At 36.2% G+C, this 16,944-nt stretch carries 11 protein-coding genes; 7 read left to right on the top strand and 4 right to left on the bottom strand.

What is annotated here, in order from left to right:
• The coding region (locus tag G508_RS19465; protein ID WP_211223373.1) for an immunoglobulin domain-containing protein at positions 1-4,813 on the bottom strand (4,813 nt) is incomplete at its 3' end.
• A 158-nt stretch (positions 4,814-4,971) separates the two neighbouring features.
• On the opposite strand from G508_RS19465, the gene folE reads away from it, so the two are divergent.
• From folE to lgt, 4 genes are all read left to right on the top strand, one after another.
• Complete coding sequence (gene folE, locus G508_RS0105440; protein WP_026704363.1) at positions 4,972-5,643, top strand: GTP cyclohydrolase I FolE; 672 nt, start codon at positions 4,972-4,974, stop codon at positions 5,641-5,643.
• Positions 5,644-5,769: 126 nt separating this feature from the next.
• On the top strand, positions 5,770-7,260 hold the full coding sequence (gene cysS / locus G508_RS0105435; protein ID WP_026704362.1) for a cysteine--tRNA ligase: 1,491 nt from the start codon (positions 5,770-5,772) through the stop codon (positions 7,258-7,260).
• 145 nt (positions 7,261-7,405) lie between these two features.
• Positions 7,406-7,654 (top strand): membrane protein insertion efficiency factor YidD, encoded by a 249-nt coding sequence (gene yidD, locus G508_RS0105430; RefSeq protein WP_026704361.1) that lies wholly within the window; start codon positions 7,406-7,408, stop codon positions 7,652-7,654.
• 67 nt (positions 7,655-7,721) lie between these two features.
• Entirely contained in the window at positions 7,722-8,660 is a 939-nt protein-coding gene (gene lgt, locus G508_RS0105425; protein WP_026704360.1) for a prolipoprotein diacylglyceryl transferase, read from the top strand.
• Between the two features lie 15 nt (positions 8,661-8,675).
• Here the strand turns inward: lgt and xrtN are convergent, their stop codons facing one another.
• On the bottom strand, positions 8,676-9,929 hold the full coding sequence (xrtN, locus tag G508_RS0105420) for an exosortase N (RefSeq protein WP_026704359.1): 1,254 nt from the start codon (positions 9,927-9,929) through the stop codon (positions 8,676-8,678).
• Entirely contained in the window at positions 9,929-12,424 is a 2,496-nt protein-coding gene (locus G508_RS0105415; RefSeq protein WP_026704358.1) for an XrtN system VIT domain-containing protein, read from the bottom strand. The genes xrtN and G508_RS0105415 overlap by 1 nt, the downstream gene beginning before the upstream one ends.
• Before the next feature lie 115 nt (positions 12,425-12,539).
• Here G508_RS0105415 and G508_RS0105410 point away from each other — a divergent pair, with 115 nt between their 5' ends.
• The gene (locus tag G508_RS0105410) at positions 12,540-12,725 is read left to right on the top strand and encodes a hypothetical protein (protein WP_026704357.1); all 186 of its coding nucleotides are present in this window, start codon (positions 12,540-12,542) and stop codon (positions 12,723-12,725) included.
• Positions 12,726-12,819: 94 nt separating this feature from the next.
• Here G508_RS0105410 and typA read toward each other — a convergent pair whose 3' ends face one another.
• Positions 12,820-14,616, bottom strand: a complete 1,797-nt coding sequence (typA, locus tag G508_RS0105405; RefSeq protein ID WP_026704356.1) for a translational GTPase TypA — start codon at positions 14,614-14,616, stop codon at positions 12,820-12,822.
• 164 nt (positions 14,617-14,780) lie between these two features.
• On the opposite strand from typA, the gene G508_RS0105400 reads away from it, so the two are divergent.
• Both G508_RS0105400 and G508_RS0105395 read left to right on the top strand, forming a co-directional pair.
• On the top strand, positions 14,781-16,496 hold the full coding sequence (locus tag G508_RS0105400; RefSeq protein WP_026704355.1) for a PAS domain-containing protein: 1,716 nt from the start codon (positions 14,781-14,783) through the stop codon (positions 16,494-16,496).
• The gene (locus G508_RS0105395; RefSeq protein WP_035694116.1) at positions 16,496-16,906 is read left to right on the top strand and encodes a response regulator; all 411 of its coding nucleotides are present in this window, start codon (positions 16,496-16,498) and stop codon (positions 16,904-16,906) included. Before G508_RS0105400 ends, G508_RS0105395 begins: the two co-directional genes overlap by 1 nt.
• Positions 16,907-16,944: the final 38 nt, after the last annotated feature.

Below are 16,944 nucleotides of genomic sequence, written 5' to 3'. Positions count from 1 at the left end.
TAATACCATCCCCATTTGGCGTGAAATACTTTGGATAATCGATGATGGTTACCACATCTGTCAGCACATCGCATGCCTGTGGATCCCTTACCGTGATGGTGTGTTCTCCCATGCTGATGTTGTCAAAAACGTTACTTTCCTGGAACGGACCATAATCCAACTGGTATTCATAGTCTCCCGCTGGCTGTGCCGTGATGACAACCGTAGGATTCTGAGAAAAATAGTCGTTTACCGTATAGTCAAAACTGATTGGCGGAGAGGACTGGTTTACGGTTGCAAAGGCGGTCTGCTCACAAAGTGTTACCACATCTGTAATCTTAACCGCATATTGTCCAACTGCCGATGCCTCATAGAAGCTGCTTGATGCTCCAACAATCACGCCATTGGCATCCGACCATTCGAAAATATATTGGGCATCGTTGAGTCCCGTATCAAAAGTATAGGTCCTTGTCACTGCTCCAGTAATCGGATCCACACAGATATAGCCATCCTCGATCGTTACCTCTGGCAATTCGTTAACTGTAACTGTTGCAGAACCTGTCAGGTCCTGTGAACAGGCATCAACTCCGGTGTAGGTAACACTAACCAATTCATAAGTTGTGGTTTCGGTCAAGGTTCCCGTAGCCACGATCGCCTCACCCGTTACAGCATTGAGCTGTACTGTCTCGTTATCCAAGACACCAACGATGTTATAGATCACTACCGCTCCAGGAGTTCCTGTGAAGACAATCTCGGAGCTCTCTCCCGAACAGATCGTATCCTCGGTTCCATTTGCAATGGTTGCAACCGGCAATGGTCGTACTGTCAGTGTTACTATGTCTGAAGTTATCGAAGCACATGAAGCGCTGCTTATCACGCAGTAATAATCCCCACTATCTGCAAGTGTTGCAGGATCCATTGTATAGACATTGGATGTCGCTGTAGGTATCGCGAAGGTATCCTTGTACCATTGGTAGGTCACATTCGTACCTGTTGCCTCAACCGTAAGACTATGGGTATCCCCAACACATATCTCCTCGCTATCTGGCTGGTCTGTGATTGCAGGTGCCTGGTTTACCGTTACGGCAAGCGGAGACGATGAGAATGACGGACATGAATCACTGCTGATCACGCAGGTATAGATTCCTGTATCGGAAACCTGGGTCGCATTGATCGTAAGGGTTTGTCCTGTTTCTCCCGGAATATTAACTCCACCAATCTGCCATTGGTAGGTAGGATTTGTTCCTCCAGTGGTTATAATACTCAAAATTATAGGATCTCCAGAACAGACCGTATCTGATGGCGATGCCTGTGTATCCTGCACGATCGTTGCCCCTTCGTTTACCACAACTGTTGCGATAGTCGACGTTACAGCTGGTGCACAGGTTCCGCTAACCACAACGGTATAGTCTCCCGCTTCTGCCAAGGTAACCGATGGATCATTATAGTTTGCCGATGTTGCTCCAGGAATAAGGGTTACACTGTTAAGGTACCATTGATAGGTAAGTCCCGTTCCGGTTGCCGATACAGACATGCTGATCGGTTCCCCAACACAGATGGCTGCCGGTGCTACTGGCTGAACCGTAATGGCTGGCAATTGGTTTACCGTTACAACTACAGTCTGTGACGATACCGTCTGGCAGTCATTGATTACCTCGCATCTGTAGGTTCCTGCATCCGCAAGTGTGGCAGAAGCAATGTTAAGTATTGAGCTTGTCTCTGTTGGAAGCAGGGTATTGGCACCCTTATACCACTGGTAGGTAAGATCTACTCCTGTGGCAACAACCTCAAGGTTTATCGCTTGTCCCTCACAAACCGTTTGGGCATCTGGCTCGTCTGTTATAACCGTAGGCTGATTCAATATCAATTCTACTATCGTAGAGGTAACAGGCGTTCCACAGCTTCCTGATATTACAACGAAATATTCCCCTGCATCGGTTGATGCGGCATTCGAAATAGTGAAGGTTGGCTGATCTGTCCCTACTGGTTGGGTAGTATCATTCTTGTACCACTGGTAGGAAAGGTTCGCCCCTGTAGCTACGACTTGAAGGGTTACATCGTCTCCAATACAAAGTACTGTTCCTGAATTTGGTGTAATACTTACAAATACCGGATCGTCATCAACCTCGATAGTCAATGATCCTGTCAGGTCTGCAGAACAGGTAACTCCTGACAAGGTTTGCTCTACCGATACTAACGTAAAAGTATAGGACAGGGTCGGATCTGGAAGGTTTGGCGTTGTCAATTCAAAGTTTCCTAATGCATCAAGTGTAACTGTATCATCAGCACCTCCAAAATTATAGGTAACTATAGCACCTGGTGTTCCAGTAAACTGGATTGTAGCTGGTGTATCCTGACAAACCGTTGGCGTTGTCGTTGCAAACGTAGCTGTCGGAAGGGCATTTACCGTAAGAGTAGCCGTCTCTCCCGTTAGCATGTTCGAACAGCCATCAGGACCAGGGGTTGTGATTTCTGTAAGTTCGTAGGTGAAAACTCCAGCTATATCTTGAATAGGTGTTTCAACTGGCAATTCTCCCGTAGCCGGCAATACAACCGTTTCAGGATCATTTCCATCAACAGTATAGGTTACCGTGGCTCCTGGTGTTCCTTGGATTGTGAAGGTTCCTGTTGTTCCTAAACAGATTACTGGATCGGTGAAACCAACCATGGTGGCTGTTGGAAGGCCTACGGAAACTGTTAAAACAGAACCCGGTGCTCCAGTTGGAACCATAAAGCTACAAACCGGAATTGTATTACTTTCTACTTGCGTGATTGTATAAATTGTTTCAGCAGTTAAAGGATCTGTAGTAAATAGTCCGCTACCTCCTGCATCCAATACAACTGTATTGTTAGTCGATCCATCATTTATGGTTACAGTAGCTCCAGGTGTTCCTGAAAGCGGTAAATAAGTAAATTCATTTGTACAAATTGTTGTAGCAGCAAAGCTAAATTCAGCAGTTGGTAAAGGATAAACCGTTAGGATTACCTCTTCGGTTGGAGAATCAACACCACTAATTGTAGCAAATACACTATAAGTATAGTCGCCAGCTGCTACCGGAACGCTTACTCCTGTAGGGTTTTGGTCATTTGAAAAGACAGTTCCACTGTCATCTGTCCAAGTATAAGTTGCTCCCGGACCAGCATCTGAGGTTGCTAAATCGAATGTTGGTGTTCCTTCACAAACTGGTGCTGGATCTACGGGATTAGTACTAACACAACCCTCTAATATAACGGTTGCTTGTGTAGTATATTCTGGACATGCACCTGGAACTTCTGGAATTGTATAAGTTACAGTATAGGTTGCTGGTGCAGCTCCCGTTAAATCTAAAACTCCAGTATCTGGATCGATTAGCAAACCTGTTGTTGGTTCAACTGTATAAGTACCCCCTGGAGTCAATTCATCTAAAACTGGCACCATTGCAGTAATAGAACTTGGCACACAAAATCCTGGATTTCCACCGTCATCAGGATATGAAAATGTCCCTGAAGGATTACCACCCTGAATAGTGAAAGGTCTAACATTATGACAACTACTTCCCGAAGTTTCTATAATTAAGGCATAAATCGTTACAGGATTTTGGTCAGGCACTGAGAAATTAGCCAATTGGGCTGGTGTTAGAGCCTGAGAAGTTTGTAAGTTATTAGCTGCCGTTTCATTCGTAAAATAGTAAATATCATAATCATAGTCAGGAGCACCATTTAAAATATGGATATTTTGATTAATTTGAAAATTATTAAAAGGATATGGTCCTGGATCAGAAGTACACAGTGTAAGATCAAGGGGGTCTAATACTGGTAAAGGAGGGGCTACACTTAAAATAATTTCATCTGTAGCAGTTGCTGTTACTGTACCGTTTATATAAGTAACCTCTGCTGTAATCGTTTCCGGAACGTTTTCATCTTCCACACAAACATTAAGCGGATTTCCCGTACCAAGAATAGTTCCCGCTTCATCTTTCCAAGTCAAAGTTACTAAATCTGGACCTACCCCACTTGGTACAAAACGCCATCCTTCATTCTGAACAGGCCCCCATGCACCTGTGTTTCTACCCGGAGGTGTATCTCCAGCGGTACCTGCTTGATTTTGAACACCAATTACACCATTTCCACCATTCCAAGTAGCACATGTTGATCTCTTTCTAACAAAAACATCAATAATATTTGTTGTTTCATAGATTACAATTTGACTCGTCTGCAATCCTATATCTTGATCTACTGTAGCACCCAAAGTACCATTACATTGAAACTGTGGCAATCTATTAAAGTTGGCTACAAAATATCGATTTGGAGCCGTTCCTCCAACATAATAATTGACATTCTGAATAAGAGGATCCTGTATTGGCGGAGTTGCCATGTTAGTATCTTGATAAACACCATAAATTGAGTTTGTTACTGGAAAACCTGTATTTGGCACTTGTTGATTATAAGCCCATGCACATCCTCCTCCAGGAACTTCACTTCCTCCAGGAACAACACCTGCAATATCAAAAGTAATTACTCCATTTGAACCAACTAAAAGTTGAGTATAGTTTTGTCCATAAAAATTGAAACTAAATGGTAACTGGAAAATTGGCGACCAAACATCATCAGTAGTTACAACCAAAACTGTTCCTCCAGTATATGAATATAAATTTTGGTAAATTATCTCTTCGACATCATAATCGGTGGTAGGCTTTGTAACAAAATACGTTGCAGTTAAGTCCACACAACCACCCTCAACACAAATTGGTGCAGGTTCATCAATACTTACTTCCACTATAGGTGCTTGCTGGGCAAACATAGTAACACTACCTACTAGGAATAAGCAGATGATTAATAGGTTTTTAATTTTCATTTTTAAAATTTTTTAGGCAGCGAAATTTACAAAAAAATAACATATAATTATGACAAACTTTAAATTATTTGAAAAATTAACACGTTTAGAAGTACTTTGAATTTTATTATTTATCTTTGTAGCTTTAGTGTTTATACGAAATATAATAATAAATTTTAATGATAAATAGCGACGATTTTCAAGACGAAATTGGAAACAATCATATAGCTACAAGTGCCGAAAACCCTATTAGAAAGGATGCATTCGAACTTACTGATGATCAAAAGATTGAATTAATTAAAAAAGATGTTCAAAGTATCCTTTTGACACTCGGAATGGACCTGAACGACGACAGCATGAAAGGCACGCCTAATCGTGTTGCCAAAATGTTTGTAAAAGAAATTTTTGGAGGCTTAAATCCATCAAAAAAACCAGGTGCTTCTACCTTTGATAACAACTATAAGTATGGTGAAATGCTGGTGGAAAAAAACATCACGCTTTATTCTACCTGTGAACATCATTTGCTACCTATTATAGGCAGAGCTCATATTGCCTATATATCTAGCGGAAGAGTTGTTGGATTATCTAAAATGAACCGAATTGTAGATTATTACGCAAAAAGACCTCAAGTGCAAGAACGTTTGACGATGCAGATTGTCCAGGAATTGCAAAAAGTTTTAGGAACTGAAGATGTTGCTTGTGTGATTGATGCAAAGCATTTATGTGTGAATTCAAGAGGTATTCGTGATATTGAAAGTAGCACAGTAACTTCTGAATTTTGTGGTAAATTTAAAGAAGAATCTACCAGAAGAGAATTTCTTGATTATATAAAATTGGAAACGAAATTCTAAAAACAAATTTTCCTTTATTGCAGATACCCCCTAGCCCTGATAGAAGTGGAAATCCTTTTATTTTTTTACTGCCAAAAAAATAAAAGATTGCAACAGATAGCAGGATTAGCTCCTAAAAAAACAAATATGCCAGTATATAAAAATCATCCGTTGAAGATTTATAATTCCCTTTCGGGAGAAAAGGAAACGTTTACACCCATCCATGAAGGAGCGATTGGAATGTATGTTTGTGGTCCTACAGTTTACAGCAATGTGCATTTGGGAAATGTGAGAACCTTCATGTCTTTTGATGTGATCTATAGGTATTTGATGCATATCGGATATAAAGTTCGCTATGTCCGAAATATTACGGATGCTGGGCATTTGACGGATGATGGTGATGTTGAAAACGACCGTTTTGTAAAGCAATCCAAGTTGGAAAAACTAGAACCAATGGAAATCGTTCAGAAATATTCGGTTGATTTTCATAAGGTTTTGGACAATTTTAATTTTCTTCCTCCAACGATTGAACCTACTGCAACGGGACATATTATTGAACAAATCGAGCTTACACAAAAATTAATCGACCTTGGTTTTGCTTATGAAAGTAATGGTTCGGTTTATTTTGATGTGATGGCTTATAACGAAAAAGGCTTGAATTATGGCGAATTGAGCAATAGAAATATTGAGGAACTCATGGCCAACACAAGAGACCTTGATGGACAAAGCGAAAAGAAAAATCCGCAGGATTTTGCATTGTGGAAAAGTGCTTCTCCAGCTCATATCATGCGATGGAATTCTCCTTGGGGTGATGGTTTTCCAGGTTGGCATTTGGAATGTACCGCAATGAGTACTAAATATTTAGGAGAAACATTTGACATTCACGGAGGTGGAATGGATTTGAAATTTCCGCACCACGAATGTGAAATTGCTCAAGGAAAAGCATGTAACGGTACTTCGCCTGTAAATTATTGGATGCACACCAATATGTTGACGATGAATGGCTTGAGAATGAGCAAATCGACTGGAAATTATATCTTGCCGATGGAATTGGTTTCGGGTGAAAATACTTTTTTCGAAAAACCCTTCAGCCCAAATATTGTTCGCTTTTGCTTTTTGCAAGCTCACTACAGAAGTGTTTTGGATATTTCCAATGACGCTATGGTGGCAAGCGAAAAAGGTTGCAACCGATTATTGGAATCCTATAAATTGATTGATTCGTTAAAAGCATCTGCTACTTCTACCTTAGATATTGCATCTTGGAGAAAAAGCTGCTATGATGCCATGGATGATGATTTTAATACTCCTATATTAATTGCACAATTATTCGAAGGTGCCCGTTTCATTAATGTCGTGAATGATGGAAAAGAAACGTTGACTGCAGAAGATATCGAACTTTTGAAAACTACAATTTCGAGTTTCTTGTTTGAAGTTTTAGGAATCAACAACGAAACCTCTTCAAACGGAGTAGCTATTATTTCTGAAAAATTAAAAGGAACTGTCGAAATGCTGATTGAGATGCGAAACATTGCCAGAGCCAATAGAGATTTTGCACTATCTGACCAAATTCGCGATCAGTTGATTTCTCTGGGAATTCAGTTGAAAGACGGAAAAGAGGGAACTAGTTTTAATTTTTAAGGTTTAAGGTTTAAGGTTTAAGGTTTAAGGTTTAAGGTTTAAAATTAATAGTTTTTCAATTGAATATATGTTTTCGCAAACAAAACACATTTTTTTAGACAAAGAGTATAATTCCTAAATCCAAATTCTTAAATCCTTAATCAAGATGTTTAAAAAAATAATTCTTTTTCCTTTTATCTTTTTAATTCGATTTTATCAAACGGTAATTTCGCCTATTTTGCCTTCGGCTTGCAGATTTCAGCCTACTTGTTCTCAATATATGCTGGAAGCTTTACAAATTCACGGATTGTTTAAAGGTGGCTATTTAGGAACAAGACGCATCTTGAGTTGTCATCCTTGGGGAAGAACAGGTTATGATCCCGTTCCTCAAAAAAAATGTTCTCATAAACATTAACGGCAATTTTTGAAAAAAGTTAAACACAAATCTTTATTTTTACACACCATAACTTCATAAAACAACTATGACACATACATTAGGGATTGTTTGGAATCCATCAGAAGGAATCGATTTAGGCTTTTTTGTAGTTCGCTATTATAGCTTGATGTGGGTGGTTGCCTTCGGTTTGGGTTGGTACATCACCAAAAAGATTTTTGACAGAGAAAACGAACCAGTCGAAAAACTGGATTCTTTGTTTATTTGGACGATTATTGCTACTTTAATTGGAGCACGTTTAGGTCATGTTTTCTTTTATCAGTCAGAACTTATTTTCCAAGATCCTTTGAGTGTTTTATTGCCAATTAGAACTGTTCCTGAGTTTAAATTTACGGGTTTCAGCGGATTGGCAAGTCATGGTGCAGCAATTGCTATTATCATTGCAATGTTCTACTTCAGCCGAAAAGTAATGAAACGTTCAATGCTTTGGATTTTAGATCGCATAGTGGTTCCTGTTGCAAGTGGTGCCATTTTCGTTAGACTTGGAAACTTTTTTAATTCAGAAATTTATGGTCACGAAACTTCTGGTGATGCATTTTATGCTGTGAAGTTTATTCGTGAAGAAGAATTTTGGGAAAGAAAAGATGTGCAGGATTTGACACAAGCTGCTACTGAAAATGAAGGATATAAAATGATTCAGAATGATTCGCAATTTTCGGATATCTTGTCGCAAATTCCTTTTAGACACCCTTCACAATTATATGAAGCATTTGGTTATGTTTTTGTTTTCCTTATCTTATTTTATGCCTATTGGAAAACCGATGCCAAAGAGAAACAAGGACTTTTGTTTGGATTGTTCTTGGTAATGCTGTTCACGGTTCGATTTATTGTTGAATTTGTGAAGCAAAGCCAAGGTGGTTTTGAAGAAGAACTTGGCTTGCTTTCCACCGGACAATGGTTGAGTATTCCTTTTGTATTGATTGGATTGTATTTTGTTTTTACCGCTAAAAAGAAAGCGACAGTATAAATTTAAAAACCGAAGTTAACCTTCGGTTTTTTTTATGCTTTTAAATTCCATGGTTTCATTGATTAACCGAATTGGTTTTCCATAAATCAGCTTCATCAACATTACTTCTACGAACGAAGTATATTTTTTTCCGTCGCATTCATACCACCAAAGAGAAACATATTGATTATTATTTTTCTCCATTTTGCTGAACCAAATCTTCTCCTTTTCAACCAGAATCTCTTTTGATTCAGTAATTTTATAGCCATTTCCTGTCCAACAAATCAAGGGTTTGTGTGATGCCGTTTTGATGTAAACTAACTTTTCTGGAGATTGAATTTTGAAAACTTCCTCATCAACCCACTCCCCTTTTTTAATATCATATTTTGGATTCAAATCCGTAAGCAAATCAAGATTCATTTTACTTTTCATTTCTATGCTTGTTACTATTACGATGAAAAATGAAAATGCTACTGGAATAAAATTATTTTGTTTTTCAGTGACTACAATTTCTTCTTTTTTGGGTTTAAAATAACGAATGATAAAAATCATCGGAAGTACTTGATACAACAGAAAACAAATTAATCCGATTGTATGATGTAGTATATTTTCTTCAGTACAATTCAATAAAATCAATGTAATAATTCTAAAATAGTTCGAAACTATATTGAGCAAAATGATTATCAAACAAAAACCAACAATCTGCAAAACTGAAAAATGAAGCTTTTGCTTTCTCTCTTCTAAAGTCAATAAAATGGCTCCCGTCAATAATCCAGTTTTAAACATTGACAATCCCATACAAGCTGTATCGATGGTAACTTTACCTCCGTTGATATAGAAATTTACACCTTCAATTTTATCAATCGAAATAAAATTTTTCAATACGAAATAAACATTTTCGCACAAGGCTTGCTTAATTTCTGTTGTAAGATGTTCGAAAAATTTATTAAAAATGGTAGAAAATAAAAGAATACAGATTACAGCTATGAATGAAAATTTCCTTGTGAAATAATAACATACTGAGCAAACCAACAACATCAAGGAAAGAAAATGCAACGATTTTGTATGCAATCGAAAGCTTACAAACTCAAAAATCAGGATCAATCCAATTAAAAGATAATTGACCTTGAAATTGGTTTTTCTTCCTCCGATAAAAAACAATATAACGGAAAATAATATCCCAAAAAAGTCGCTATTAAGCCCGAATGTGATAGTATCATAATTGAATGCCAAGAGCAATGCCAAGATAAGAATCACGAATAGCTTTTTATTTTGGGATAAGAATTTCATTATACTTTTTGCCTTTTATATTTTTTATAATAGAAAAACAATAATGATAATCCGACGATAATCATCAGCCATTCGTGTGGTTCTGGAACCGCTCCGTCATTATTTATGGAAGCATTTCCTAAGGTATTTACATTTTTTTCTATTCCGTTTTTCTCATAGTCAGCATCGGTTTCCAAGACTATTAAGGATGAAATCGGAGTTACAATGTTGGCGTCTTTGGCTAAAGAAACATATTGGTTTACAGCCAATGAATCTTGTTGAATCTTCACTTGTTCTTCTAAAACTTTTCCAAAAGCATACATTCTGTAAATATGATTTGAACCACTCGAAGATGAAGTCGCACTTGGTTTTTCTTCAATAGAAATATTGGAAGGCTCTATGTTTACCGTATTCTTATCAGTTGGAAATGAAATAAATTGATTTTTATTAATTAACTCAATACAATTTTTCAGATCTGTTTTTAAATATTCTACATATTTCTGCTCTTTAACCGTCTGCCAGAAAGGATTAATTTCTTCTGAAATATTGATGACTTTTATATTTTTATCTTTCGTTCCTTTTTTGAGTTTCGTCAAATAGTTTGAATCCTGAAGTTCTTCGAAATTAGCAGAAAATATTCCTGATTTTGTAACAACCAAACTATTTTCATGCAATTTAAAAAGAGGCAATAATGAATATTGGAGCTTTTCGAATTGCGAAAAAACCTCTTCATAATTTGACGAATTGATTTCCAACTTCTGCTGATTTGCAAATACAAAATACTTTTTGTTTTTTAGATTAACGATTTCTCTCAATTCGTCCAAATTCCAATTATTATCCAAATCCAAAATAATTTCACTTGGTATAAAAGCGGAAGTTTCTTTAGCAATTGGCTTGATTTCATAAATTTTGTCTTTCCAGTAAAAAGAAGTTGCATAGGTTTCATTGCTTAAAGGCATCATCGCTTCCCATCTATCTAAACCTTTAGATTCATTGATGTAAAAATTATTTTTTAATTCAAAATCCTTATTAGCTTTGAACTTTCCATTACCTACGATTTGAATTCTTGATACCGTTTCTGCATTTGAAATATTTGGCCCTTTTATATTTAGACTTTGGTATTTCATTTCTTTTCCTTCCACTTTTAAAGGTGTCGTAAAACCACATTTGAATGTTCTTGGCAAATCGTAAGCGATTGGAAAAACTCTTACAACGACTTTATTTCCTTCTTTCCATTGCATTAAGGATGGGTCACGCGCTTCTACTCCAACAATTTGTTTGTATGCTTTTTCAGCTTTTTCTTTTGTCGTCAAAACACCTTTTCTTTCGATTCCGTTTACCCAAAGGGAAAGTGATGTTGCAACGGAACCTTCTGGCAATTGAAAGGAATAAATGGCTTCTTTTTGTGCCCAAGTTTCTTTTTCGGAAGCAATATCCATTGTAATTTCTGTGTAGGCTAATCTTTCCTTAGTATAGATTTTTATGTCTTCTTTAATATTTTTTGTAACCAGATCTCTTCCGCTCCAAAGTTGCTCTTCAGTTTCCAATCGTTTATCAAAATTTGATTTCAAGATATTGATTCTATCATCGGCACTCAAATCTAAATCTTCAGTAAACAAGTAGGCAATATTGATAAATGGATTATGCGTTTTCCTTTCATTATATTGTTTGTTGCCGAAAGTATTAAAACTTCTGAATTCAAAAAAATTCTCAGTACTGATGTAAACGATGTCTTTTTTAAGTAGAATTTCGTTGAAAAAATTAGGTTTAAGATTTTGAGAAATGGTAATGTACGTTGGTAAATCCTCGTTGCTAACAAATGACTTTGTAACTGAATTGGTTCCAATGCTTTTACTTTCTGTCGTAAGCATTGTTATAAAAAATAACATCCCAATAAAAACAGAAAGCATTCCGCTTCCGAAGAAAACCAGTTTTTTTTTATTATCGTGCAAAACTTTTACCAGAGTTACTGAATGACTTATTAATACAATCATGGGAACCAATCCGTAGAAACCCAGACCAAGAGCCAAGATTCCAAATAGTGAAATTAGTGCAATTGGAATAAGATAAATAGCATAATAGACAATTAACAAGAAAGAAATTCCATTGACAAAATATGAAATTGGCGTGATTACTTTTTGCTTGAAATTGCTGTAGATGAAAAAATTAGAAATACAAAACAGGAAAGTAACCACATACACCCAAACTGGAAGATTTTCGAACACATTGACCAAAACGTTCGTACAAAAACATCCGATAAACCAATTGAGGAAAAGAAAAGGAATGAGATGATTGTATTTTTCGTTATTCCTCAAAATCTTAAACGAAAGCACTACACCATAAATAAATTCAACAATAAGGCTAAAAAAACAAAGTGACTCTAAAGCGTCGTTGTCAAACTCGATCCCTAAAAGTGCTATAATGAGCATTGAGATACTAAAAAGTGTCACACCAAGACTTATTTTTACTCCAATTTGATTTACATAATTTTTAAAGAATGCTGGATTTACTCTCATGTTTTGAATTTATTAATTAAAAGTACTTTGAATAACAAAGTTATTCAAATAATTGAATCACAATCAGTTTCTTGATTTATTTTTTTTGAAATATAATATACTGATAATCTTAAAGATGCTATTTATTAAGAGTGATAATGATAGAATTGGAGACAATCATAATCGGCAAACTGCATCACTAGCCCTGATTGAAGTGGAAATCCTTGCTTTTGAAAATGTATTTTTTCCTGACAGAAAAGAGCGACTGGTGGAAGCTCCTTTTGTGTCTTGGAAAAAAACATTTTCAAGAGCAAGATTGTAACGAAAAGCAGGAATAGCTTCTAATAATAAAAAAAGCCACTCTTTTCAGAATGGCTTTTAGTTCCTTCGCAAAGCTCAGGATGACAATATTTTGATTAAACTTTAAATCTTTTTCTATCAGTTTCTGTCAAATAGATTTTTCTCAAACGAATAGATTTTGGTGTAACCTCTACATATTCATCTTTTTGAATGTACTCTAAAGCTTCTTCAAGAGAGAAAATGATTGGCGGAATGATTCTCGCTTTCTCATCGTTTCCAGAAGAACGAACGTTTGATTGCTTTTTCTCTTTTGTTACGTTTACAGACATATCATCTGCACGAGAGTTTTCTCCAATTACCTGACCTTCATAAATATCGGAATTTGGCTCAATGAAGAATTTACCACGATCTTGCAATTTATCGATAGAATATGGAATTGCTTTTCCTTTTTCCATAGAAATCAACGAACCTTTGTTTCGTCCTGCAATTTCTCCTTTGAAAGGCTCATATCCAATGAAACGGTGTGCCATGATAGCCTCACCAGCTGTAGCAGTAAGCAGTTGGTTACGCAATCCAATAATTCCACGTGATGGAATGTTGAATTTGATAATCATACGTTCCCCTTTAGTTTCCATGCTCAACATTTCACCTTTTCTAACGGTTACAAATTCTACCGCTCTTCCTGAAAGTGTTTCTGGCAAATCGATTGTCAATTCCTCAATTGGCTCACATTTTTTACCATCAATTTCTTTGATGATAACCTGTGGTTGACCAATTTGCAACTCATATCCTTCTCTTCTCATGGTTTCGATAAGAACTGACAAGTGCAATACTCCACGGCCAAATACCATGAATTTATCAGCAGAATCAGTTTCACCTAGCTTCATCGCTAAGTTTTTCTCTAATTCTTTTGTAAGTCTTTCTCTAATGTGACGAGAAGTAACGAATTTACCTTCTTTACCAAAGAAAGGCGAATCGTTGATTGTGAACAACATACTCATTGTTGGCTCATCGATGGCGATTGTTTGCAGACCTTCTGGGTTTTCATGATCAGCAATTGTATCACCAATTTCAAAACCTTCTACACCCACAACAGCACAAATATCTCCAGCAATTACTTCAGATACTTTTTTACGACCAAGACCTTCAAAAGTATGTAATTCTTTGATTCTAGATTTTGTTACAGTGCCATCTCTTTTTACCAAAGAAATCGGCATTCCTTCTTTCAAAACACCTCTCTCTAAACGACCAATTGCAATACGACCTGTAAATGCAGAGAAATCCAAAGAAGTGATTAACATTTGTGGTGTTCCTTCTGAAACTTTAGGAGCTGGTACATTTTCGATAACCATATCCAATAATGCTTCCACATTATCAGTTACATTTTCCCAGTGGTCAGACATCCAGTTGTTTTTTGCAGAACCATAAACCGTTGGAAAATCCAATTGCTCTTCAGTTGCTCCAAGTTCGAACATCAAGTCGAAAACTTTTTCATGCACTTCTTCTGGAGTACAGTTTTCTTTATCTACTTTATTGATTACAACGCAAGGTTTCAAACCTAAGTCGATCGCTTTTTGCAAAACGAAACGCGTTTGTGGCATTGGTCCTTCGAAAGCATCCACCAAAAGGCAAACACCATCGGCCATGTTCAATACACGCTCTACTTCTCCACCGAAATCCGCGTGACCAGGAGTATCGATAATGTTGATTTTTGTTCCTTTATATTGAACTGAAACGTTTTTAGAAGTAATGGTAATACCTCTTTCACGCTCTAGATCGTTATTGTCAAGAATAAGGTCTCCCGTGTTTTCGTTGTCACGAAAAAGTTGACAGTGATACATAATTTTATCAACCAAAGTAGTTTTACCGTGATCGACGTGGGCAATAATTGCAATGTTTCTTATAGATTCCATTCGATTTTTTTAGAATGTGCAAAGGTACACTTTATTTTGATATAAAAAATGAAAATATTAAGCGTTAAACATTTAATAACTACTACAATATAAATGATTTACCTTTTTGGAATAGTTTTCGGGTAAAATATAAAAGATAATTATAATTTATTATATTTGAGGTAATGAAAAATAAAGCAAATAAAATTACCTATATCTTCATTCTTGTTGCTACGGTTTTTGCTATTGCCAGTATTTTGTTGTTTGAAAAAAAAAGCAATTCACATAATATTCTCACGCTTCACATCATTAAAGATTTCATTTTTATTGTTTTTACTGGATTGATTCTCAGATATTTTATCACTAAAAACAATAAAGGAAACTCCAGCCGTATAGAAAAACAGAACATCGACAATGCCGAAATTCACGAAGCCAAGGAACGGTATGATATTGTTGCAAAAGCAACCAGCGACACAGTTTGGGACTGGAAAATCGTAGACAATGAATTTAGTTGGAATAAAGGAATCCAAAATGTTTACGGCTATGATAAAGATGATATTGAAAACACATCAAAATGGTGGTTTGACAGGATTCATCCGGAAGACAGCATCCGAATGTCGGTCAAATTGTATTCATTTTTGGAACAAAAAACTCAAAAATGGCAGGACGAATATCGCTTTAAATGCAAAGACGGAAGCTATAAATATGTTCTTGATAGAGGTTTTTTAGTAATTGACGAAAATGGAACTCCTACCCGAATGATTGGAGCCATGCAAGATATTACCAAGAAAAAAGAAGAAGAAGAACGACTTAAACTTTTGGAAACTGTAATTACCAATACAAAAGATGCTGTAGTGATTACAGATTCTGATATTTCAGAATTCGAAATCCCAAAGATTGTTTTTACCAATCAAGCCTTTACAAGAATGTCGGGATTTGAATATGACGATGTAGTGGGTAAATCTTTGAAATCTTTTATTGGAGTAGAATCCAATGATACCGAATTTCAAAAATTTACTGCCTCTATAAAAGCAAAACAGGAATGCGAGATCGAAACCATCAGTCATAAAAAAAATAATGACGAATACTGGGTCCGTTTTTCAATGGTTCCTGTTTTTAATAGTGAGAATGAACATACCCATTGGATCTCAATTCAACGTGACGTAACCGAACAAAAAAAACAGGAGAAAGAAAAAGAGCAACTCATCAATGAACTTACTCAGAACAACAAGGATTTACGACAATTTTCCTATATTACTTCCCATAACCTAAGAGCCCCTTTATCGAATTTAATGGGTCTTCTAAGTCTTACTGAAGATATTGAAATACCAAATGAAGAATTGAAACTGATTATTGATGGCTTTTCTAAATCTACTTATTTATTAAATGAAACGATATCTGATTTAGGCAGAGTTGTAATCATTCGAGACAACCCTTCTATCGAAAAACAACACATTTTGATAGAGGAATCTTTTAAAAATGTTATTGAACAAATCAACATCCTAGTCGAAAACAACAATCCTAAAATTACCATTAAGAACGACCAAAACCTTTCGATTTATTCCAATAAGGCCTATTTTGAAAGCATCCTATTGAACCTACTAACAAATTCTATAAAATACAAATCAACCGAGAGAGAACCCGCCATTACCATCTCTGTATTTAATCATCCTAATTTCACCGAACTCGTTTTTGAGGACAATGGAATTGGAATTGATGTTGAAAAATACAAGGAAAAGCTTTTTGGATTGTACCAAAGATTCCACAATTATCCCGATAGCAAAGGATTAGGATTGTATTTGGTGAAATCGCAAATTGAAAGCATGGGAGGCGAAATCAAGATTGAAAGTGAAGTAAACAAAGGCACCAAATTTATTATTAACTTTAAGAAAGAAAACTAATGCTCCAAAAAGTAATCTGTGTAGATGATGACCCCATTGCCTTGTTGTTATCCAAATTGGTAATTTCTAAGGCAAGTTTTGCATCTCAAATCGTAACCTGCGTGAATGGCGAAGAAGCCATCAAATACCTAGAAAAACCTGAAACCATTGAAGAAAATTCAAATTCTGAACAACCGTTATTAATCCTTTTGGACCTAAACATGCCAGTAATGGACGGTTGGGAGTTTCTGGAACAGTTTAGCAACAAACTACAAGAAGTGTATGCTAAGACGAAAATCATTTTGCTTTCGTCCTCTATCGACCCCAATGATATTCAGAAATCAAAAAACTTTTCGATGGTGGTGGACTTCCTACCTAAGCCACTTACAAAAGAAATGCTTGCTTTAATTTCTGAAAAAATCAAGACATAAAAAAAGCTCTCAAATTGAGAGCTTTTTTTTATAATAAG

This window comes from Flavobacterium soli DSM 19725 (genome assembly GCF_000422705.1).
Lineage (GTDB): Bacteria > Bacteroidota > Bacteroidia > Flavobacteriales > Flavobacteriaceae > Flavobacterium > Flavobacterium soli.
The sequence above is the reverse complement of the archived record's forward strand: the minus strand, read 5'-3'. Positions and strand labels throughout refer to the sequence as shown.